A 20,755-nucleotide genomic window follows, 5' to 3' on the forward strand; every position below is an offset into this window, starting at 1 on the left:
CGGGTTCAGCCTTTGACCCCTCCACCCGTCAGCTTCACCACCACGTAGTAGAATCCAATGACCAGGGCAACGCCGACTATAGCGGAGAGGATGTATCCAGCCGATGCGTGGAGCTTGTCCTCCCACCCTGGAACGTTGTAGTCTGGGAGAACGGCATGATTCCACACGTTGGACAGTTTTTCCATGCCCGGAAGCTTCTGACCAACCATGTGTTCAATCGTGCTGACATCCCACTCCCCCCAAGCATCCCCATAGTTCCACACGAGCAGTATTCCCAGCGGTGAAAGCACTACCATAACGGCGACCGCGGTTAGGAGGGCTTTTGTAAGGCGGTCCATCGTTTCACCCCCTCGTCCGAAGTATCTTTCTCATCTCAAAGAGATCCGGCCGGCTCTTCCTTACGTACCACACAACCGCTCCAGTCACCACTGCGGCGGCAGGTCCCGCCGTCAGCAGGTGTGCAACGGCCATCGCCGGAACCGAGACACTCAGGGTATACGGGCAGTAACCGGGCTGTACGTATGGTTGTATCCCAAGTTCCGTCCCGGCCACCGTCGCCGCTGTGACTATACCGACGTAAGCACCGATACCAGCTGAGATGGCCTCGTCCAGCCCGACCCTCTTTGAGAGGAACCGATAAGTGTAGTACCCCACGAATGGGAGGACGACACCCATGTTAAAGACGTTGGTGGCGTAACTCGTTATTCCCCCATCACCGAAGAAGAGGGCCTGTATTAGGAGAACTATCGTGAGCGAGACCGTTGCTGCCCATGGATCGATCAGTATTGCTATTATGGTTCCCCCCACTATATGGGCCGTTGTCCCCCCCCCGGAACCGGCAGGTTGTACATCATCACCAGGAACGCAAAGGCCGTAAGCACTCCGAGGAGCGGAACCTGCTGGGGTTTCAATTCCTTCAACCATCTGAACGCTTTGTACCAGATGGGCACCATAACAATGTAAAACAGCGCGCACGTGTAGGGACCCAAGTATCCATCCGGGATGTGCATGGTTCACCCTCCATCCTGTTGGTGTTATCCTTTTAGAGAATAGTAACACTATATAAAAACGTTTTGGAAATCTGGTGTTATCAACTAAAGGTTTGAAAGCGGAGGATGTAAAAAAGAGGATGGTTACAGGTAGTTTCTGTCCTCTTCCTCCTGGGTTCCGGGCATCCCCTGTTCGAGCATCGCCTTCTGCATCTCCTGGACCTTCTGGAGTATCTCTTCCGTTTCCTTGGCGCGCTCATCGAGGGCGCTCATGTCAATCTCCAGACCAAGTATTCTGGTCACGGCGCTTAGCACCGCCTTTGCCGCCTTGGGGTCAACGATGTAGCCAAGGCTCTCCCCTAACAGGCTGATCCCGTACATCGAGCGGAGTTTTCCGATTCCAAGGAGGAGTCCTGCGGCCCCCACTATGGCGCCTCCCTCGTCCTCCCTCCACAGGATTTCAGTGGAACAACCCTCAAGCTTCTTCTTGTAGTGTTCGAGAAGTCTCTCGTGGGTTACTGCGGCCAGAACCCTTGGCTCCCCCTGAAGCTCGGGTACTTGGAATCCCCCCATGGTGATTATTTCTTTTGCTCCAAACTCGCTTGCAAAGTCGAGCATTTTGCCGACGACTTCGTAATGACCAGGACTGTCCGTTGGGGCCACCTGCTGGTCGCCGGTGATTATTATGAGGTCCCTACCCTTCTCGTCTGGATTTTTCCAGTAATAAAACTCGTTCTTCATCAGCTCTACTACAGCGTTTTTCCGTATAATGACCTGATGCATGAAGTGAGGGGAGTACAGGTCGGCGAATTTCACCGCATTTAACTCCTGGATCATATGATCCGCCGCGAGCTTCCCCACGAGCCCTATGCCCGGCAGTCCCTCCACAAAAATTGGATCCTTGAGCTCTGGTCTTTCGTACATATGAATGGTGGTCTCCCTCATTTTTTCACCCCTTCTGGAGTCCCAGCTCCTCACGCTTCAGCCTGCGCCGGTACTCCCCGTACGGATCCTCGGGTGAGAACCTTGATGGATGCGCTACCTTGGTCTTTGTCCCGCATACGGGGCAGACCTCCCTCAGTGTGTACCTCCCACAGCTGGGACATTTTTTTATACGAAACCTCATGCCTATCCCTTCAGGCGCTTCTCTTTTTAACCTTCTTAATGCGTTTTTCCTTCCTGATAAGGGTGGCCTCGCCGCCCGCCTCCTTGATGACACGCAGTATCTCCTCGGCTATACTTTCGAGTACCTCCTCGGCCCTGTAGTAGTCCGGGGCGGTTATATCGATCCTGTACCTCGGTGCGCCCTGGTAGGAGAACTTAACGTCTATCTCCTTTTCCTCGTTCGCCCGGTCTCTGGCCCGTACAAGGGCCTCTTTTATTATTTCAATTCCGTTGGGTTTTGCGACGGTTATCTCGAATTCCGCGTCTATCGTGACCGTTGGGATCTCAACATAGGCCTCTATGATGGGTTTGAGCGCCTCGATCCACTCATCGCTTACGATCCCCTTTAGGACGTCCGTTCCATTTTGGGCGGCGTCCTCAAAGGCGGTGTAGACCTCTCCATACTCCTCTTCCAAAGGTACCCATACCTCTCTCCAGGTCCCGTCAAAGCTTTTTCCTGTTTTATCTGCGGCCATTTTGAGCAGGTTCTCGGCCTTCTGGGCGCGCTTGTATTCTTGGAGCTTGGCCTTTCTCTGCTGCTGGTTAACACGCTTGAGGCTGAGATCAACGTGTCCCTTCTCCCTGTCAATGCGAATTACCTTCACGACTACTTTCTGGCCCTCCTTCACGTAGTCCCTGATGTTCTTGACCCAACTCGACGCAACCTCACTTATGTGCATGAACCCCTCCCTGCCCGGGTACTCGTCCAATCTGAGAAACGCGCCGTACGGATGAATGCTCTTGACGGTGGCTATAACAAACTCCCCCTCTTCAGGATAATCCTTAGCTTTTCTAGGCATGAAAATCACCTCTTTCCTTTACTTGAAGAATTTATGGAGGGAGGTTTTTAAAGTTTAGGAGAACGACGAAAGGCAAAATATGGGGGAAAAGGTTCACTCAAGAACCTCAAGAATCTTGGCCTTGATGATGCCCTTACCACCGGTAGGCTCGACAAGGGTGGCACCGCAGACGAGACAACGGACGGTTGTGGATGGGTTGCTGAAGACTATCTGCTCGTTGCCGCAGTCGATGCACTTGACGCGGAGGAACCTGCTCCTCGGCATCGGTATAAGGTTCTTTGGGAGAGCCATGTTCACACCTCCACCAGCTCGAACTTCTTAACCCTGAATCCCTTTCCTCTGGTATGGGCCTTGCCGCAGACCGTACAGCGGAAGCGGAGGTCGAGCTTCTTGACCGGCTTCTCCCTTCCGGCCGGGTTCGGCCTTGGGAAACCGCGGTAACCTTTCATAATTCTTCTGAAGCGCCTCTGACCCTGGCTGAGCTCGCTTCTCGGTCTCTTCTTGACCTTCTCGACCTTGTGGATAGTGTGCTTCTTACAGTACGGACAGTACGTCCTTATCTTCTTTGGATACTTCATTCTCTCACCTCCAGAGAGGGCCCGGTGGGCTCCTACTCGCTTCCGCCTTAGATACCCCCGAGCCGTGAGGCATGATAGTGCCTGCAGGCATCGGTAAGCTGGAGACTTTAAAAAAGTTTTTGCCCTCAGAGCCCCAGGATGAGGGGCAGGATGAAGGGAATCACGGCCGTCAGCACGAACCCGTGGACGAATGCCATCACCGTGATGTCCCTTCCACCGAACTTCGTCATCACGGCCAGAGTTGTGTCCATAGTTGTGGCTCCCCCCATCGTGATGGCCTCCTCCTTGGGGATCCTGCGTGATACCGATGGGTATAATGTCACGGTCATTACCTCCCTGATGAGGTTTGCCAGAAACCCCAGGGCACCATAGATTGCTGAGTACTGGCCTATAAGTGGCCCAGTAAGGGAATACCAGCCACAGCCGGCTGCTACCGCAAGCCCCCATTTCACACCCACACCCAGGAGGATTGACGCGGCAAATCCCCCAAGGAGAGAACCAACCATCGTCTCTGCCGGTAGGAGGAAGGCCCTCCGGCCGAGCCTTTTTAACTCGTGAGGCTTGAAATTGAGGCCGAGATCTATTCCGATGATGAGGATAAGGACGTATAGCATTATCTCGTAGAGGTTCCCAAAGTTTGGGGAGTAGAAGTGTCCGACGGCTATCCCCAGAATGAGAGAGGTGAGCACGTAAGTTACAAACCTCACCGGCTTCCCCCCAGTAGAACCGCCATTCCGAGGCTCCCAGCTATTGTGAAGAGTGCGAAGAGGATGGACGAGCCGAGGAGCCAGCCGGCGTTTATGCTAACTTCTCCGGCGTTGATACCCATGAAAAATATCATGAGGAGTAGCGCGGCGCTCATCGGAACGTCGACTTCGACCTTTCTTTTTCTGGTTCTGAGCGCGTACCCAATTAAGACACCGAGCATTAATGGGATGAAGATGTTCATGTATCGAGATGGCTCTTAAGGCTAATAAAATTATCGAGGGCTCGGAGGGTGTTCACGTCATCATCTGTGAGCGTTCAGTTTGCTTGCTAATCGTCATCGCCCAGATTCCTTCGGGCGCCGCTTTTTAAAGCTGTTCCCTGTTTTCGATGTGAAGGTTTTTATTGTGAAGACCATACCCTTAAAATGGTGATTGAAATGATTCGTCCATCTGAAAGGGCCATGGGTATTGAGTACGCCATAAGGGACGTCGTTATTCCGGCCAGGGAGCTTGAGAAAAAGGGGATAAATGTCATAAGACTCAACATCGGTGATCCGGGCAAATACGACTTCCAGCCGCCGAAGCATATGAGGGACGCGTACTGCAAGGCCATCCAAGACGGCCATAACTACTACGGCACAAGCGAGGGGCTTCCTGAGACCCGCGAAGCCATCGTCCAACGCGAGAAGAGAAAGAACGGCGTTGATATAACCTCAGACGATGTCCGCGTCACTGCGGCGGTCACCGAGGCACTGCAGTTCATATTCGGTGCCCTCCTCAACCCTGGGGACAACATCCTCGTCCCGAGTCCAAGCTACCCCCCATACGTTGGCCTCGTCAAGTTCTACGGTGGAATCGCCAACGAGTACCTAACGGTTGAGGAGAACGGGTGGCAGCCAGACATAGACGACATGAGGAAAAAAATCAATGAGAGGACGAAGGCTATAGCGGTCATCAACCCCAACAACCCAACGGGAGCCCTCTACGAGAGAAAGACCGTGAGGGAGATACTGGATCTGGCGGGAGAATACGACCTTCCTGTCATCAGCGACGAGATATACGACCTCATGACCTACGAAGGAGAGCACGTCTCCCCCGGTTCTCTCACGAAGGATGTGCCTGTCATAGTCATGAACGGCATGTCCAAGGTCTACTTCGCCACCGGCTGGCGCCTCGGCTACTTCTATTACGTCGACCCGGAGGGCAAGCTCGATGAGGTGAGGGAGGCTATAGACAAAATGGCTAGGATAAGGATATGTCCGAGCACTCCCGCTCAGTTCGCGGCCGTTGCTGGCCTCACCGGTCCGATGGGCTACCTCGATGAGTACATGGGCAAGCTCAAGGAGAGAAGGGACTATATATACAAGCGCCTCACGGAGATTCCGGGAATAAGCACCACCAAGCCTCAGGGAGCCTTCTACATCTTCCCGAGAATAGAGGAGCGCTCTAAGTGGAAGAACGACTTTGAATTCGTTATGGATGTCCTTCACAAGGCCCACGTGCTCTTCGTCCACGGCTCCGGCTTCGGCTACGCTGGTGACTGGCACTTCAGGATAGTCTTTCTGCCGCCGGTTGAGACCCTTGAGGCTGCCATGAACAATTTTGAAGCCTTCATGAGAGAGAGGCTTGCGGAGTGAATTTTTGGTACCTCTTTTCTTTTTCCCTGGCGGTTATTAAAAAGAGGATCAGCCGCCGGAAACTACCGGGATAATCTCAACGTAGTCTTCATTTTCCACTTTTTCATCTTCAAGGGCGATACGGCCGTTGAGCTTCGCTATCGCACTTTCTGTGTTGAAGCCAATCTCCCGGAGTACGTCGGCGACCTTCGTGCCCTTTTTCCACTCCATCTCCTTTTCTATTCCCCTTCCCAGGACCTTTACTCTGATCATTCCTCACCACCAAAGGCAATATTTTTCGTGACGTTTATAAACTCCACTGGCAATGCTTGAGAACGTTTCATACTTCGAGATGCCATTAATTGAGGATCAGCCCTCAAGGCTTTAAAACGTGGATTTGACTTTAAAAGCACTCTGAAGAGTTTGTAGGAAGCCTATCCAACAACACAACTCAAAGCAGAATCCCTCAGGCGAGAACATACTTAAAAAGACGTTTGTTGTGGAGCCGGGAGGGGGATTTGAACCCCCGTAAAGCGGATCTGCAGTCCACCGCCTCGCCTCTAGGCTATCCCGGCATTTGGACCCAAGAAGATTTGGCGCCGCGGAGGGGATTTGAACCCCTGTGGCCAGCGGCCACCGGCTTAGCAGGCCGGCGCCCTACCAGGCTAGGCTACCGCGGCACTCCAGTGCCCAGGTTATATGAGCCGGGGAGGGTTTTTAAGTTTTTTGGAACCCTGTAGGATATTGGCAAACCATAAATACCCCCACCCCTTATCTCCCTCCAATGAATGCGTCCGTCTTCAACTCAAGACTATGTGCCATCTGCAAGGGCAGAAAGCTCCTCTGCGGGAGGCCGACCTGCCCGATTCTTGAGAGGTTCAGGGTAGCCCGCACCGTCAAGAGAAAACTGAACAAACGCTACCTCTTCGGTTCCTCGCCTCCAAGCATCTTCGTTGGGGAGTATGGTTATCCGGAGGTTAGACTCGGCCCGCTTGTCCCTCCAATTGAGGGGAAGACGGACTATCTCGACAGCCCTATGAAATGGGGAGACAAGACGATAAAGGACATCCTCTACTATCGTTCCCTGCTCGTCATGGGTGAGACCAAGACCGATATCCACGTGAGAAAGAGCGCTAGGGTCCTGGGTGAGGTTCAGGAGCTGGCCATGTCTGTGAAGCCGGTGGATAGCGAGATTCTTCTCAAGAGGAAGCCCGTCCTGAAAGTCCTTCCGAGCGAGTTTGCACCACCGATAGGGCCGAAGGCCGAGCTCCTTGATTTTGAGCTCACGGAGAACCCGAAGATTCCGAGAAGAACTGACTACGTTGTCAGCGATGAGTTGAGGGCTGAAGGGGCCATAATGCGCCTCTATAACTGGGGCTTCGACGAGTACTACATCATAAGGCTCCTCTCTGCCGGACTCCTCGGTCTGGACAAGAGGCTCGTCCCAACGAGGTGGAGCATTACAGCCGTTCAGGACACCATAGGCAAAAACCTGCGGAGGGAAATTCTCCACCATCCTCATATAAACGACTACGAGGTCTATTTCTACAGGTTCATGGGCAACCGCTACGCGGTTCTCCTGATGCCCACGAGCTATGCCTTCGAACTCCTTGAGGTCTGGCTTAAGGGCTCGCTCTTCGGTGCGAGCGAGCCGAGCGTGATCCACGACTACGAGGACTTCCATGGGAGAAAGGGATACGTCAAGGAGACTGCAGGTGCCTACCATGCCGCTCGCTTGAGCGTCCTTGAATCCCTTAGATCGCGGAGGAGGCAAGCGAGGGCCGTGGTCTTCCGTGAGGTCACTCCCGAGTACTACGCTCCCGTCGGCGTCTGGCAGATCCGCCTTGGCGTGAAGAAGGCGATGGGCAACTTGATCGGACGCTTCGAGACGCTCAACGAGGCGCTCGATGTTATAAAGAGGCGCCTTGAGCATCCCTTCGAGAGGTACATTGCGAGAAGCTACGTACTCGGAAGCCTCATGAGGCAAAAAACCTTGGATGGATGGCTCGGAAGGGATATATACCATCTGAACAGAGAAAGCTCGGGTGGATGATGATCACTCCATCCCGTTGAACGGTGATGAGTGCACGTCAGGCTGACACCACTTGGAGGTTTCGAAATGCGGAAGAAGCTCGCCCTCATAAGTCTCGACGGCTGCGGCGTTTACAACCTCAGGCACATGCCATTCCTAAGCGAACTGGCCGAAACAGGGGATTCTGAGGTAGTCGATTCCATCTTTCCGACGCTCACAGATCTAGTACACACAAGCGTTATGACAGGGGTGTGGCCGAAAGACCATGGGGTAGTCGAGAACGGCTATTACGACCGACTGAGTGATAGGAGGGTGAACTTTTACGACTATGAGGTGGCGTTTAATCTCCACAAGGTCATTAAGGCCCCAACCATCGTTGACCTGTTGCGGCAGAAAGGTGTTAGAACCGCCAGTGTCTCCGGATACACAATGCCTCCCTTCAGCGGAACGGACGTCAGGATATTCCCTCCCTTCTTCGCAAGCGACAAGATGTACCGCAGTCACGGCCGTGACTGGAGAAAAGACCTCTGGGTTCTGAACTCTGCCCTCTACCTCCACGAGGAATGTGGGCCTGATTTGCTCCTCATCCACTTCGCCTCGATAGACGGCATGGGACACGACCACGGGCCACTGAGTGAGGGCGCGCTTAAAGCCGTTGAAACAGTTAATACCGCCGTTAGAACCCTCTGGGAAAGGCTGAAAGACGAATACGCCTTTGTAATCTTCGCGGACCACGGGCAGGAGGAGGTTCACACGTGGGTGAACCTGAAGATATACCTCAGGAAGCACGGAATTGAGACACTCCGCGTTTCCTCCGGAGGAGGGGTTCATGTCTATCTGAGGGATCCAAACGAGGTCGAGGACGCCTTTGAGGTCCTTAGGCGGGCACCGGGCGTTGAGGGGGTATTCTTCCGTGAGGACTTACCTCACCTCAACACTCCAACGGGTGGCGAGCTGATAGTTTCTGCCAAGCCCGGTTACTGGTTCTGCTCACACCGAATGTGCAAGGGAATAAAGGGTGTGAGCCACTGGGTTAAGGGCATGCACGGTTCTATGAACAAGCCGGTTATGAAGGTCCCGCTGATTCTATGGGGCTTCGAAAGGGTTGGATTTGACGAGCCGAGCCTCATGGACATAGCGCCAACGGTTTTGAAGTTCTTTGGGATAGAAAAACCGGGGAACATGGTGGGGAGGAGTTTGGTTTAGTGGACACACGTTCACAGCTCACTTCTCAGAAGTTTTCCGTTTTGTCTTCAATCAGCTTGCCAATATCCTTATCTGGCGAAGAGGTTAAATTGGAAGAGCAAAAGGCTGTCATGTGTGGTATGGGGGGGTTGTTGGGTATATTTACGACGAGCACGGGAGGACTAAGGGTGTTATAATCCCCCCAGAACTATGGAGAAGTTCTTTGAGCCGTCGAAGTATTGCGGGATTTACAGAGGAAAGAAGTCCCTTGAAAATCTTACGAGAAAAGTGGAAGAGTGAAAAAACCTCTAGTCCTCAGCGTGAGGACTGGGCAACCCTCTCAATCTCTTCCTTCTTGCTGTAGGCGAAGCTCTTCGGATCCCTGTTGGCGGCGGCTATTATCTCCTCCGCGAGGGCCTGAGCGTAGCTGGTCTTGTTCCTGTAGCACTTAGCTGAAGCGCCGAGGGCGATGTTCTTCAGGGCGATGTCGAGCCTCCTGAGTGGGGCAACGTCCACGGCCATGTGGTAGCGGATTCCACCGAACGCTATGGTTGTGGTGTCTTCCCTCGGTGAGGAGTTCTCGAGGGCCTGAACGAGAACCTGGATGGGGTTCTTCTTGGTCCTGCGCTCGATGATCATGAATGCCTCTTTGACGACCTCGTAGGCCTTCATCTTCTTGCTCATGAGGGAGCGGCTCTCACGCCTCATGAAGTGGCCGCCGACCTTGTGGCCGCTTGAACCGCTTCTCATGACCTTGTTCATGAGCCTTTCGACGATGTGAACACTGGCCTTCCCAAACGACTTCTTGGCGTGTCTCCCGTGGCTGTGGGGGAGGATCTTGGCGTCGAGGTTTATGTAGGGTCTGAGTGACGGGTCATTGACAACGACGTCCTCAACGCTCCATCTTCCAAAGACCTTCGCCTCCTTCGGTACGAAGAACCTCTCACTGAGCTCCTTGGCCATTCCCTTCACCTCCTTGGCTTCTCCTTCCTTCCCTTGACGAGTTCGTTGAGGGACACCCTGTTGACCTTTATGACCTTGTACCTGATTCCCGGGATATCGCCGACTGAACCGCCCTTTGGACCGCCGATTCCCTCGATGATTACCTCGTCGTGCTCGTCTATATGGTTGATGGCACCATCACCTGGGGTGAAGGCCGTCACGACCTTACCGTTCTTGATTAGCTGGACGCGAACTGCCTTACGCATTCCAGAGTTCGGCTGCTTTGCCTCGACAGCTATCTTCTCAAGGACTATGCCCTTGGCCTGTGGGGCCCCACCGAGCGGGTCGCTCTTCTCCTTGAGTCGGAGCACTCTCCTCTTGTACCTTATGTCGCTCCAGCGGAACTTCTTTCTTTTGAGCTTGAGCTTTCTTCCGGCAAACTCTCCGTACGGAGCCTTCTTTCCAGCCATGATCATCACCTCAGATTATCACCACATCGCTAATTCCGTGATGTCTCTCCATCAACTCCTTCACGAGGTTGATGTTCTGGCCGCCCTTTCCGATGGCGCGGGGCTTGTCACGCTGCCTGATATCCAGGAGGGCGACTTTTTTACCATCCCTCTTTTCAGTGATGTGGACTTTTTTAACCTTTACCCCCATGCTCTTATAAATGTTCCTCAGGAACTCCTCGGGGTTCTCTGAGTGTTCTATGAGCTCTATTTCCTTTCCAAGCATATCCTGAACGCGCTTGACGTTGGCGCCTTTCTTGCCGAGGGCCAGCCCCATCTCACCCTTCTTTACGATGAATATAAGCCGGTTCTTGGCCCTCTCGATCAGGCAGTCCATAACCGTTGCTCCGGTCATGCTCTCGAAGAGTGCGATGAACTTGATCTGGTCAGTGTTGAGCTTGAGCGCCATTACTCCTTACCCCCAAGGGCTAGGATTTTACTTTCGCCGGGGTCGACTATGGCAATGGCCGAAACCGTGTGGGGTCTTCCGAGTATGGTACCGAGTTCCACACTGCTGCCTTCGAATTCGTAGACAGATATTCCGCTCAGCTTGGCGTAGTACTGGACGTCCTCTTTAACGTCCGCCCTTGCGTTCTTGGCGATGATGATGAGCTTTGCACCTCCCATCTTGGCGAGCCTGACTGCTTCCTTGGCGCCTTTGATAATCTTTCCGGTTTCATCAGCTTTTCTAAGCTCGAAAGCTAAATCCATCAGTCACACCTCCTTACTTCTTTTTGGTTTTATCGGCAGGTCCATTGCCAGTTTGACTATACCCGTTCCAACAGGGACGGGTTGTCCGATTAACACATTCTCAACGACACCGTTGAGGGGATCGCTTTCACCCCTCTCGGCCGCCTCAAACAGGTGTTGAGTTGTGATCTCGAAAGCTGCCCTGGCCAGTACACTGGCCTTCTCACCGACTATGCCGTGCCTGCCTATGGGCAGTATCACACCGTCCAGTGTCATCATGTCCGCGACGAGCATGATGTGCCTGACATCGACCTCAAGACCCTGCTCGCGCATCGTGTTTACTATCTCCTCGATGATGGCGTTTCTCGCGGCCTCTATTCCAAGCACCTCTGCTATCTCGTGAATGTTGTTTGTTCTTGTCCTCGTCGGGTCGACCCCCGGAACCTTCAGCACCTGCTTGAAGTTCGAGCCTTCTGTGTAGATGATGTATTCATCGCCCTCTTTTCTGATAACCGTCTTTCCGACGCCTGACAGACCCTTCAAGCGATGCTTTTTAACCTTTTCGGCAAGCTTTCTGAGGTCGGAGAGTTTAGTGACCTTCTTGGGCCTCATTATGAGCGTGTAGCCCTCGGTCTCAAACTCGGCACTCTTAAACGAGCCCTCCAACTTTTTCTGAATCCTCTCCATGTCAAGGCCGCTCTTCTCAAGCCTCTCTGGATCCACCTCCACGATGAACTCGAAGTTGAGGATGTCGATGCTCATCTCCCTGGCTAGATTCTCTATTGTCGTACCCTCAATACGTTTGGCAACTTCCATCGCCTTCTCCCTATCGTGGCGGTGCTTGTCGTCGAGGTAGACTGTCATGATGGGTGTTGAGGGGTTCTTCCTCGCATCAACGATCTCGATGATTCTCGGCAGACCAAGGGTGACGTTAATCTCGGCAACGCCAGCGTAGTGGAACGTGTTCAGGGTCATCTGAGTCGAGGGTTCTCCCATTGACTGAGCTGCAACGGTGCCTATTGCCTCTCCAGGTTCGATAAGGGCCTCTTCATACTCTCTTATGGCCTCGTCCACTACAGCCTGTACTTCCGCCTTTTTGAGCTTGTACTTCTTGTTGTACTCGAGCAGTTTGTTGTAGAGTTCCTCCCTGATGTTATCCGGGAGCCCTGACTTGTCGATAACACTCTTGATTGTCTTGGCGGTGACCATCTCACTCACCCCCTCCCCTGATCTTTACGAGGGTTCTCAGGATCACCCTGTCCACGTCCACGGTCTTACCTCCCCAGCTCCGCATTGGGTCCACTCCGTCTTCTCCGTATTTGAACTGGACGATTATTCCCGTTGGGTCCCTCACTGTTCCGTCGTAGTCCACCTTGAGGTCCTGGAGCGCGTTGATTAAACGGCGTTGCATGTAACCGCTCTGTGCTGTCCTGACCGCGGTGTCAACCAGTCCCTCACGTCCACCCATGGCGTGGAAGAAGTACTCCTGGGGAGTTAGCCCGCTCTTGTACGAGTTGATGATGAATCCTTTGGCCCTTGCTCCGAGGTCTCCGGGCTTGAAATGCGTCAGGACTCTTCCATGGTAGCCGCGATAGAGGCGCTTTCCACGGATTGACTGCTGTCCGAGCATCGCCGCCATCTGAGTGATGTTCAGGATCTTACCCCTCGCTCCCGTCTTGGCCATGATGACCGCGTGGTTGCCCATACCGAGGTACCTCTCCGCGACTTTACCCGCGTTATCACGGGCCTCGGCAAGAACGGCCATGATCTTGCTCTCAAGTGTCTCCTCCAGTGTTTTACCTGGCAGGGGTTCAAGCTCTCCGTTGTTGTAAGCGGTGATGAGTCTGTTCACCTTCTCGTCAGCTTCCCGGATTATCTCCTTGATCCTGTCCAGCGCTTCGGTCGGGAGATCCTCGTCGTCTATTGCTGTCGTGAATCCTTTGTGGGTTATCGTCCAGATGGCGAGTTTTGTGACCTGATCCAGGAACTTCCTGCCCCTGTCGGGCCCGTATTCCCTTACAATGATGTCCAGTACTCTTCCATCCTCCCTTCCGTATGCTTTTTTATCTATAGCACCGCTCAGCAGTTTGCCGTTGAGGATGTATGTGAAGCCGTCGTAGGCGAGCTTCTTGATCTCCTCCGGGTCCGGAACGAGTTTCTCTGTTATGAGCTTCTCAAGGGCCTCACAGCGTTCAGGCTCGTCGCAGAGCTTGTTTCTGTACCATATGGTTAATCCTCCGGGAAGCGCCAGGGAGAAGATTGTCTTTCCGCTCCACAGCTCTACGCCGTTTTCTATCCTGTCCGGCTTGGGGAGCTTATCCACCTCTATGCCGGCGAACATGAGCATCTGCTCCACTTCACTGCGGGTGAAGTAGGCCCCCTCGCGCGTGAGCAGGTAGCCACCGGAGATGTGGTCCTGTATTCCGGCGATGAGCGGACCTCCATACCTCGGCGAGATTATGTGGTTCTGCACCTCCATGAGTATCTTGGCCTCTGCCTGCGCCTCCTCCGTCTGTGGCACGTGGAGGTTCATCTCGTCACCGTCGAAGTCCGCGTTGTACGGCGGGCAGACAGAGAGGTTGAGGCGGAAGGTTCTGTACGGCATCACCCTGACGCGGTGGGCCATGATGGACATCCTGTGGAGTGAGGGCTGCCTGTTGAAGAGGACTACGTCGCCGTCGAGAAGGTGTCTCTCAACCGTCCATCCTAGATCAAGCATCTCGGCAACGTTCTCACGGTTGTTTTCCATGAGCCTTATTCTTCTTCCCTCTGGGTCTATAACGTAGTTTGCCCCGGGATAATTCTCAGGGCCGTTGAGAACCATCTTCCTGAGTTTTTCTATGTTGAACTCCGTAACCCTCTCGGGAACTGTCAGCTCCATGGCAACGGCCATCGGAACGCCGACCTCGTTGATGCTTATCATCGGGTCGGGGCTGATAACCGTACGGGCCGAGAAGTTGACGCGCTTACCACTGAGGTTTCCACGGAAGCGGCCTTCCTTACCCTTGAGCCTCTGTGAGAGGGTCTTCAGGGGCCTTCCGCTCTTGTGCTTGGCTGGCGGGATTCCTGAGGTCTCGTTGTTGATGTATGTGGTAACGTGGTACTGGAGGAGGTCCCAGAGGTCTTCAATAATCAGCTGGGGTGCACCGGCCTCGATGTTGGATTTGAGGCGGTTGTTGATGCGGATTATGTCCACCATTTTGTGGGTGAGATCATCCTCCGCCCTGATGCCGCTTTCTAGAGTTATCGACGGCCTCATCGTAACGGGCGGAACCGGTAGAACCGTAAGAACCATCCACTCAGGCCTGGCCTTCTCAGGATGGAGGCCGAGAACAGGGAGGTCTTTGTCTGGTATCCTCTCAAGCCTGTCCCTTACCTCACTGGGCATCATCCTGTGCTTGTACTCGTTTCCTTCCTCATCCTTCCTGAGCTCCCAATACGTGAACGGTCTCTCGAACTTTATCGGGAACTGAGGCGCTCCACAGTGCGGGCAGACCATCCTTTCTTTGGCCTTCTTGTGTATCTCCTTGATCAGTGCATCTTTTGCCTTCTTCCTATCCCCCACCACTTCAAATTTTTTCATGTACTCACCGATCTCTTCGTCCGTGAGCTTCACTCTTCCGCACTCGCGGCAGGTGCTCTCAAGAACCCTGTGGATGGTTTTGGCGAATCCTATGTGTATCACCGGCCTCGCGAGCTCGACATGGCCAAAGTGACCTGGACAGTCCCCAGAGCGCGCCCCGCAGGTCTCACAGCGCAGTCCTGGGTCGATAACGCCAAGGCGTTTGTCCATAAGACCCCCTTCGATTGGATAACCGTCATCGTCGTAGGTATCGGGAACGGTTATCTCGGCCGCGCTCATCTTTCTGATCTCCTGCGGTGAGAGGATTCCAAACTCAATACTTCCAATAACCTTTTTCATGGATCCCATAGCTATCACACCCTGTCCTTCAGCTTGAGGGAAGGCCTTATCACCATGGCCTTCAGCTCGTCCAGCAGCAGTTTGAAGGCGTAGCTCATTTCCACCCTGCTTATTCTCTCCTCTTCCCCGCACACCGGGCAGTAGACCTTACCCCTGCGTTTGTCTTCTATCGCTAGGTGGCCGCAGTTCTCGCAGACCCATACCTCTGACTTATCGCTCTCCTCTAGCAGTCTCTCAATGAGTAGCATCGCCGCCCCGTGGCCGATGAGAACATCGCGCTCCATCTCACCGAACCTGAGACCACCTTCCCTGGCCCTTCCCTCGGTCGGCTGCTTGGTGAGAACCTGCACCGGACCTCTGCTCCTCGCGTGCATCTTGTCGGCGACCATGTGGTGAAGCCTCTGGTAATAGATGACACCTACGAACACATCGGCCTCAAGTCTCCTCCCGGTTATTCCGTCGTACATGACCTCCCTTCCGCTGTGCTTGAAGCCCAGCTCCTCAAGTTCCTTCCTGAGCATCTCCTCCGGCTCGCCAATGAAGGCGGTACCGTCAACGCGTCTGCCCTTGAGTGAGGCAACCTTTCCGCCTATGGCCTCTATGAGCTGTCCGACGGTCATACGGCTTGGAATACCGTGCGGGTTGACGATGAGATCGGGGACGATTCCATTCTCGGTCCATGGCATGTCTTCCTGAGGAACAATGAGACCCACGACACCCTTCTGCCCGTGCCTTGAGGCGAATTTGTCACCGAATTCCGGAATGCGTAGGTCTCTGGTGGTCACCTTAACGAGCTTCGTTCCGTCGCCGGTCTCGGTTATGATGACCTTATCAACGATCCCGTGCTCGCTTGGTCTTACGGCTATACTGGTTTCCCTCCTCTCCTGCAGTATTATCCCGCCAAGGCCACTCTGTTCCTCAAGGAACCTAGGGGGGGAGGTTCTCCCTACTAGGACATCCTTACCTGTGACCTTTGACTCTGGAAAGATTATACCGTCCTCGTCAAGGTGCCTGTAATATTTCTCACCTAGGTAGCCCTGGATGGTCGGGTCTGGAACCTCAAAGCGGTCGGTCTGGCCGCCGAGGTATCGCTTCTCCTCGGCTTCGTAAGTTCTGAAGAACGTTGTCCTGCCGAGTCCGCGCTCTATGGATGCCTTGTTCATAATGATGGCATCCTCCATGTTGTACCCACCATAGCTCAGGACGGCAACGACGAAGTTCTGGCCGGCCGGCCTTTCCTCGAAGCCAACTGCCTTCATTATCCTTGAGTTAACGAGCGGAACCTGTGGGTAGTGCATGAGGTGACCGCGGGTATCAACGCGCAGGCGGAAGTTCGACCAGCCGAGACCGAGGCTCTGCTTGGCCATACCTGCACCGTAGGTGTTACGCGGTGCGGCGTTGTGTTCCGGGTAGGGAACGAGCGAAGCCGGAATACCGAGTATCGCGGCCGGCATGAGCTCAAGGTGGGTGTGCTCCTCCGTGACCTCCCAGGGCCAGGTTGCCACAAGGGCGTTCTCCTCCTCCTCGGCGTCGAGGTACTCGATGACGCCCATCTTGACAAGGTCACTCCAGGTGAGGGTGCCGTTTTTTATTCCCTCAATGTGCTCACGGGTGAGCTTTGGTTCCCCGTTTTCGACAATTATTAAAGGTCTTCTTACCCTGCCATCGTCACTGTTGACGTAGATTTCCTTGACCTCTTCATCCTCATACGCCGCGACGTTGACGGCGTCGCTGATCCTGCCACTGCGCCTGTCCTCGCGTATCCTCTTTACGAGACTCCTGCCGTCCTCTACTGTTCCGATTAACACACCGTTCAGGTACACACGCCAGAGTTCGGGGTTTGGCCTCCTTTCCTCGATTGGAATGACCCCCAGCACTCCCAGGTACTTTCTGGCTTCCTCCTCGGGGATCCCCGTGGTTATCTGGGACATCAGCGCCAGGTTCTTAACCAGACCACAGTTCGGGCCCTCCGGCGTCTCGGTCGGGCAGATCCTTCCCCAGTGAGTTCCGTGGAGGTCACGGGCCTCGAAATGGGGCTGCTCCCTGCTGAGGGGGGATGTCACGCGCCTTAGATGGGAGAGGGTTGACATGTAGTTGGTCCTGTCGAGCAGCTGGCTCACACCGGTTCTTCCGCCGGGCCATGCACCGGTCGCTAGGGCATGTTCGATCCTCTCGCTGAGGACGTCTGGCCTTATCGAGTTTCTCACGAAGCGCTGGACGTTCTCGAAGGTGTAGCGCTCACCCTTCCTCTGGTAGGTCTTGGTCATCTGGTACTGCATGTCCTTCACAAGCTGGCCGAAGGCAACACGGAAGAGGTCTTTTAGGAGATCTCCTGCCAGCTTAAGTCTCTTATTGGCGTAGTGATCCTTGTCGTCCTCGCCGCGGAGGCCGAGGGACAGCTCCAGAACCTTCAAGGCCATCATGCCAAGATAGTACGCCTTTGCCTTCCTGTCAGTTTCCTCAACCCCCATGTGCGGCAGGAGATTGTTGTCCACGATGTGTTCAGCCCTTCTGAGCCTGTACTCCTTTGGCTGGCCTGGGAGGGAGAGCTTTCCTATATAATCGAGTGCCTCTTCCTTGTTGTTTATATCGCCTGCATCCTCAAGGTTTTCGAACAGGACCTGCTGGATCCTTGGGTCGTCGCTGACAGCTTCGACTATCTCCTTATCGCTCTCAAGACCCAGCGCACGCATGACGTAGATAAACTTAACTGCCTTCGGAACGTTGGGGATGTTGACGTACAGGATACCGTCCTTTTTCCTTTCGACGGTTATGAGAGCACGATAACCGTGCCGGTATGAAAATACCTTGGCAACGACTTTGTTTTGTCTTTCATCCCTCTCCACAAGGGTCTTGTTGGGGGCCAGATCTTCAATGGATACGATAACCCTTTCAGAACCGTTTATGATGAAGTATCCACCTGGATCCTTTGGGTCCTCCCCCATCTTTACTAGTTCCTCGTCGCTGAGGCCGTAGAGTCTGCACGCCTTTGATTTCAGCATTATGGGAAGCTCTCCAATGCGCGACTCCACCTTCTCCTGCTCAACGCCGTTTACAACAGGTATGAGCTCTAGGTACACGGGAGCCGAATAGGTGAGGTTCCTCATGCGGGCGTCCATGGGGTACAGTGGCTTTCTCTGTCCCTGTGCCTCCTGGAATTCGGGTTCCCCCATTCGTATCTTTCCGAATCTAACCTCGAAGTCTGGGATATCCGGTTTAACACCGCCGAATTCGTTTATGACCTCCTGCAGGCCATGATCAATAAAAGCGTTGTAAGAGTCAAGGTGCTGCCGTACGAATCCTTTCTCCTTCCAGTACGCCTCCATAACAACCCAGAGGTCATCTGGGCTAACGTCCACAACGGTCGGTCCCCTCATAATCTCACCCCAGAATCAATCCTCCACGACAAGCCTGTAGTAGTAATAGCTGCCTGCCGTTGGGCTCTTCCTCTTTATCCCTATAACATCACCGGGCTTTGCGCCAAGAGCAACAACCGCAGGGTCCGAGGCTTTGATCTGTGGGAGCTGGGATATCCTGATACGATAATTCCCGAGGAGCTCATCTTTCTCCTCCTCACTGAGAACCCTGTGCTCGGGAACTAGCTCATGATCAAATATGTTAAACTCTTTTTTCGTCGCCACCGAGAATTGCCCCCTTAACATTTTTCAAGAACGATTACCACTACCTCCCACCTGCAAGTTTGGGTATATAAGCTTTTCGAGTAGTATCTGGCCCACAGGGGTTTATATCGGTTGCGTAAAGTTTAAGAACCGATTTCAATGCCGAGAAGTTACCCTAATGTACTCATCTGTTCACACATCTCTGGAAAAGATTATAAGCAGCCCGTGATAGTTCGGGGTTCAAACTGGCCTTCCCATATGAGGGAGCAGAAATTAGCCGCGTACTAGAGAATCTGGATAATTTTAAGCAGGGTTTACTATAAAGGGAAACTTTTAAAGCAGTTTCAATTAACCATTGGCGCCCTTTGGGCACCTTCTGAGAGTGAAACACTCACCAAGCAAGCTTTGCTTGGCAAAGCCTGACCCAAAATGTTTTTACTTATTGAAGTCCTGAAAAAACTTCGTGCACTTTAAAACGGGCGATTTTGTTGGAGGTTGCTCTTATAATTATCCTCTTACGAGTGTTTTACTCTTCAAACTGCGTCCAAAGGATGCTAATAACAAGGCGGAAAACTGATTGAAGAGGATTATTTGATGGCCAAACCCTCGTTGAGAACGGAGTTAAAATATCGCACGACCTTTAAGGACATGGCACCAAACACCGTTAGAACCTTTTAATGAAACTTTTCGCCAGAAAAGTTCCCAATGGTGGGCCCGGGGGGCTTCGAACCCCCGACCACGCGGTTATGAGCCGCGCGCTCTGACCAGGCTGAGCTACGGGCCCATTGATGGCGCCGCCGCCCGGACTCGAACCGGGGACCGCCGGATTAACAGTCCGGCGCTCTACCAACTAAGCTACGGCGGCACGACCCAATGTAGGGAATACTGGGCGCGTTTATAAATCTTACGGTGAGGATAGGGGGTGTGTGGGAAGTTTGACTCCCCGCCTGTTGGGCTAAGCCCTGAGACTGAAATGGAGCCCCGGGCGGGATTTGAACCCGCGACCGGCGGATTACAAGTCCGCCGCCCCGCCAGGCTAGGCTACCGGGGCACGGTCTAAAAGCCGTGGGGTAGATTATAAAGTTTTCGTCGGGTCACGGCGAGAAATTATGAAGTAGGGGAAGTCAGTAATCGATCTCCCCCCTCTCCTGCAGTTCTCTGTACATACGCCAGGTTATAACGGGTTTTTTCACAGCTAGAACATCATCCACCCGCTTGATCGTCGCGTTGTGCGGTGCGCCCTTGACGACCTCCGGGTTGCTGTAAGCCTCCTCGCTTATCCTCTTTAGAGCTTCAACGTACGCGTCGAGTTCCTCCCTGCTGACGGTCTCGGTGGGTTCTATCATGAGTGCCTCGTGGACTATCAGCGGGAAGTATATGGTCGGCGCGTGCATCCCGAAGTCAAGGAGCCTCTTCGCCACATCAAGGGCCTTAACCCCGGTCTCCTTCTTCATGGGCTCGGCGCTGAACACAACCTCGTGCTTCCTGAGCTCCTTATGGGGCAGCTCGTAGCCGCGCGTGCCCTTCAGTCTCTGGGCCAGGTAGTTGGCATTGAGAACCGCTATCTCGCTGGCCTCCCTGAGCCCGTCCCTGCCCATTATCTTGAGGTAAGTAAGGGCCCTGACCATCACCGCGAAGTTGCCGTAGAGCTCCTTCACCTTGCCTATGCTCTTGGGTACGTCGTAGTCGAGGTAGTAACGGTCGTTCTCTTCATCGTAGCCCACGAGCGGAACCGGCAGGTAGTCCTTGAGGAATTCCTTGACTCCGACCGGCCCGCTTCCTGGTCCGCCACCGCCATGCGGGGTCGAGAACGTCTTGTGAAGGTTGAGGTGGACGACGTCGAAGCCCATGTCTCCCGGCCTGACCTTTCCGAGGACAGCGTTGAGATTCGCACCGTCGTAGTAGAGAAGCCCCCCGGCTTTGTGGACTATCTCAGCTATCTCCAGTATCTCGTCCTCGAAGATGCCGAGGGTGTTGGGGTTGGTGAGCATCAAGCCGGCC

The 20,755-nt window shown here is 53.9% G+C and carries 23 protein-coding genes and 5 tRNA genes; 3 read left to right on the forward strand and 25 right to left on the reverse strand.

Annotated features, from left to right (window positions below):
- Positions 1 to 5: 5 nt before the first annotated feature.
- The 10 genes from MVK60_RS10630 to MVK60_RS10675 all read right to left on the reverse strand — a co-directional run bounded on the left by MVK60_RS10630 (position 6) and on the right by MVK60_RS10675 (position 4,480).
- Positions 6 to 338, reverse strand: a complete 333-nt coding sequence (locus MVK60_RS10630; protein WP_297439218.1) for a PDGLE domain-containing protein — start codon at positions 336 to 338, stop codon at positions 6 to 8.
- 4 nt (positions 339 to 342) lie between these two features.
- Positions 343 to 807, reverse strand: coding sequence for an energy-coupling factor ABC transporter permease (locus MVK60_RS10635; RefSeq protein WP_297439220.1), 465 nt, complete (start codon positions 805 to 807; stop codon positions 343 to 345).
- Positions 807 to 1,010 (reverse strand): energy-coupling factor ABC transporter permease, encoded by a 204-nt coding sequence (locus MVK60_RS10640; protein ID WP_297439222.1) that lies wholly within the window; start codon positions 1,008 to 1,010, stop codon positions 807 to 809. Before MVK60_RS10640 ends, MVK60_RS10635 begins: the two co-directional genes overlap by 1 nt.
- Before the next feature lie 123 nt (positions 1,011 to 1,133).
- Entirely contained in the window at positions 1,134 to 1,934 is an 801-nt protein-coding gene (locus MVK60_RS10645) for a proteasome assembly chaperone family protein (protein WP_297439224.1), read from the reverse strand.
- Positions 1,935 to 1,938: 4 nt separating this feature from the next.
- Positions 1,939 to 2,115 carry an RNA-protein complex protein Nop10 gene (locus MVK60_RS10650; RefSeq protein ID WP_297439226.1) on the reverse strand — a complete coding sequence of 59 codons (177 nt, stop codon included), beginning with the start codon at positions 2,113 to 2,115 and terminating at the stop codon, positions 1,939 to 1,941.
- Between the two features lie 10 nt (positions 2,116 to 2,125).
- Positions 2,126 to 2,953: a translation initiation factor IF-2 subunit alpha gene (locus MVK60_RS10655; RefSeq protein ID WP_297439228.1), complete on the reverse strand. Its 828-nt coding sequence runs from the start codon at positions 2,951 to 2,953 to the stop codon at positions 2,126 to 2,128.
- A gap of 93 nt (positions 2,954 to 3,046) precedes the next feature.
- Positions 3,047 to 3,244, reverse strand: coding sequence for a 30S ribosomal protein S27e (locus MVK60_RS10660; RefSeq protein WP_297439230.1), 198 nt, complete (start codon positions 3,242 to 3,244; stop codon positions 3,047 to 3,049).
- A gap of 2 nt (positions 3,245 to 3,246) precedes the next feature.
- Positions 3,247 to 3,531: a 50S ribosomal protein L44e gene (locus MVK60_RS10665; RefSeq protein WP_297439231.1), complete on the reverse strand. Its 285-nt coding sequence runs from the start codon at positions 3,529 to 3,531 to the stop codon at positions 3,247 to 3,249.
- A 125-nt stretch (positions 3,532 to 3,656) separates the two neighbouring features.
- Positions 3,657 to 4,238: a lysine exporter LysO family protein gene (locus MVK60_RS10670; RefSeq protein ID WP_297439233.1), complete on the reverse strand. Its 582-nt coding sequence runs from the start codon at positions 4,236 to 4,238 to the stop codon at positions 3,657 to 3,659.
- On the reverse strand, positions 4,235 to 4,480 hold the full coding sequence (locus MVK60_RS10675) for a hypothetical protein (protein ID WP_297439235.1): 246 nt from the start codon (positions 4,478 to 4,480) through the stop codon (positions 4,235 to 4,237). Before MVK60_RS10675 ends, MVK60_RS10670 begins: the two co-directional genes overlap by 4 nt.
- 195 nt (positions 4,481 to 4,675) lie before the next feature.
- On the opposite strand from MVK60_RS10675, the gene MVK60_RS10680 reads away from it, so the two are divergent.
- A complete protein-coding gene (locus tag MVK60_RS10680) occupies positions 4,676 to 5,875 on the forward strand; it encodes a pyridoxal phosphate-dependent aminotransferase (RefSeq protein WP_297439258.1) in 1,200 nt (399 codons plus the stop codon).
- Between the two features lie 48 nt (positions 5,876 to 5,923).
- On the opposite strand, the gene MVK60_RS10685 is transcribed toward MVK60_RS10680, so the two are convergent.
- From MVK60_RS10685 to MVK60_RS10695, 3 genes are all read right to left on the reverse strand, one after another.
- Positions 5,924 to 6,127 (reverse strand): MoaD/ThiS family protein, encoded by a 204-nt coding sequence (locus tag MVK60_RS10685; protein WP_297439236.1) that lies wholly within the window; start codon positions 6,125 to 6,127, stop codon positions 5,924 to 5,926.
- A 227-nt stretch (positions 6,128 to 6,354) separates the two neighbouring features.
- Positions 6,355 to 6,429: transfer RNA gene (locus MVK60_RS10690), tRNA-Cys, on the reverse strand.
- 19 nt (positions 6,430 to 6,448) lie between these two features.
- Positions 6,449 to 6,534, reverse strand: a tRNA-Ser gene (locus MVK60_RS10695).
- A 104-nt stretch (positions 6,535 to 6,638) separates the two neighbouring features.
- Between MVK60_RS10695 and MVK60_RS10700 the strand changes: the two genes are divergently transcribed.
- Both MVK60_RS10700 and MVK60_RS10705 read left to right on the forward strand, forming a co-directional pair.
- On the forward strand, positions 6,639 to 7,907 hold the full coding sequence (locus tag MVK60_RS10700; protein ID WP_297439238.1) for an Nre family DNA repair protein: 1,269 nt from the start codon (positions 6,639 to 6,641) through the stop codon (positions 7,905 to 7,907).
- Between the two features lie 66 nt (positions 7,908 to 7,973).
- Entirely contained in the window at positions 7,974 to 9,092 is a 1,119-nt protein-coding gene (locus MVK60_RS10705) for an alkaline phosphatase family protein (protein ID WP_297439240.1), read from the forward strand.
- A 294-nt stretch (positions 9,093 to 9,386) separates the two neighbouring features.
- On the opposite strand, the gene MVK60_RS10710 is transcribed toward MVK60_RS10705, so the two are convergent.
- The 12 genes from MVK60_RS10710 to gcvPB all read right to left on the reverse strand — a co-directional run.
- Entirely contained in the window at positions 9,387 to 10,034 is a 648-nt protein-coding gene (locus MVK60_RS10710) for a 30S ribosomal protein S7 (RefSeq protein ID WP_297439242.1), read from the reverse strand.
- 5 nt (positions 10,035 to 10,039) lie between these two features.
- Positions 10,040 to 10,483 carry a 30S ribosomal protein S12 gene (locus tag MVK60_RS10715; RefSeq protein ID WP_297439260.1) on the reverse strand — a complete coding sequence of 148 codons (444 nt, stop codon included), beginning with the start codon at positions 10,481 to 10,483 and terminating at the stop codon, positions 10,040 to 10,042.
- A gap of 10 nt (positions 10,484 to 10,493) precedes the next feature.
- The gene (locus MVK60_RS10720; protein WP_297439244.1) at positions 10,494 to 10,931 is read right to left on the reverse strand and encodes a NusA-like transcription termination signal-binding factor; all 438 of its coding nucleotides are present in this window, start codon (positions 10,929 to 10,931) and stop codon (positions 10,494 to 10,496) included.
- Positions 10,931 to 11,233 carry a 50S ribosomal protein L30e gene (locus tag MVK60_RS10725; protein WP_297439246.1) on the reverse strand — a complete coding sequence of 101 codons (303 nt, stop codon included), beginning with the start codon at positions 11,231 to 11,233 and terminating at the stop codon, positions 10,931 to 10,933. The genes MVK60_RS10720 and MVK60_RS10725 overlap by 1 nt, the downstream gene beginning before the upstream one ends.
- 3 nt (positions 11,234 to 11,236) lie before the next feature.
- Positions 11,237 to 12,421, reverse strand: a complete 1,185-nt coding sequence (gene rpoA2 / locus MVK60_RS10730; RefSeq protein WP_297439262.1) for a DNA-directed RNA polymerase subunit A'' — start codon at positions 12,419 to 12,421, stop codon at positions 11,237 to 11,239.
- A gap of 1 nt (position 12,422) precedes the next feature.
- Positions 12,423 to 15,143 (reverse strand): DNA-directed RNA polymerase subunit A', encoded by a 2,721-nt coding sequence (locus tag MVK60_RS10735; protein ID WP_297439248.1) that lies wholly within the window; start codon positions 15,141 to 15,143, stop codon positions 12,423 to 12,425.
- A gap of 5 nt (positions 15,144 to 15,148) precedes the next feature.
- Complete coding sequence (locus MVK60_RS10740) at positions 15,149 to 18,511, reverse strand: DNA-directed RNA polymerase subunit B (RefSeq protein WP_297439250.1); 3,363 nt, start codon at positions 18,509 to 18,511, stop codon at positions 15,149 to 15,151.
- Between the two features lie 15 nt (positions 18,512 to 18,526).
- Positions 18,527 to 18,775: a DNA-directed RNA polymerase subunit H gene (locus MVK60_RS10745; protein ID WP_297439252.1), complete on the reverse strand. Its 249-nt coding sequence runs from the start codon at positions 18,773 to 18,775 to the stop codon at positions 18,527 to 18,529.
- A gap of 685 nt (positions 18,776 to 19,460) precedes the next feature.
- A tRNA-Ile gene (locus tag MVK60_RS10750) sits at positions 19,461 to 19,538 on the reverse strand.
- Positions 19,539 to 19,543: 5 nt separating this feature from the next.
- Positions 19,544 to 19,619: transfer RNA gene (locus MVK60_RS10755), tRNA-Asn, on the reverse strand.
- A 109-nt stretch (positions 19,620 to 19,728) separates the two neighbouring features.
- Positions 19,729 to 19,805: transfer RNA gene (locus MVK60_RS10760), tRNA-Thr, on the reverse strand.
- 73 nt (positions 19,806 to 19,878) lie between these two features.
- Positions 19,879 to 20,755 (reverse strand): aminomethyl-transferring glycine dehydrogenase subunit GcvPB (gene gcvPB, locus MVK60_RS10765; protein WP_297439254.1); only part of this gene is annotated, 877 nt, incomplete at its 5' end.

The sequence above is a fragment of the Thermococcus sp. genome, assembly GCF_026988555.1.
Lineage (GTDB): Archaea > Methanobacteriota_B > Thermococci > Thermococcales > Thermococcaceae > Thermococcus.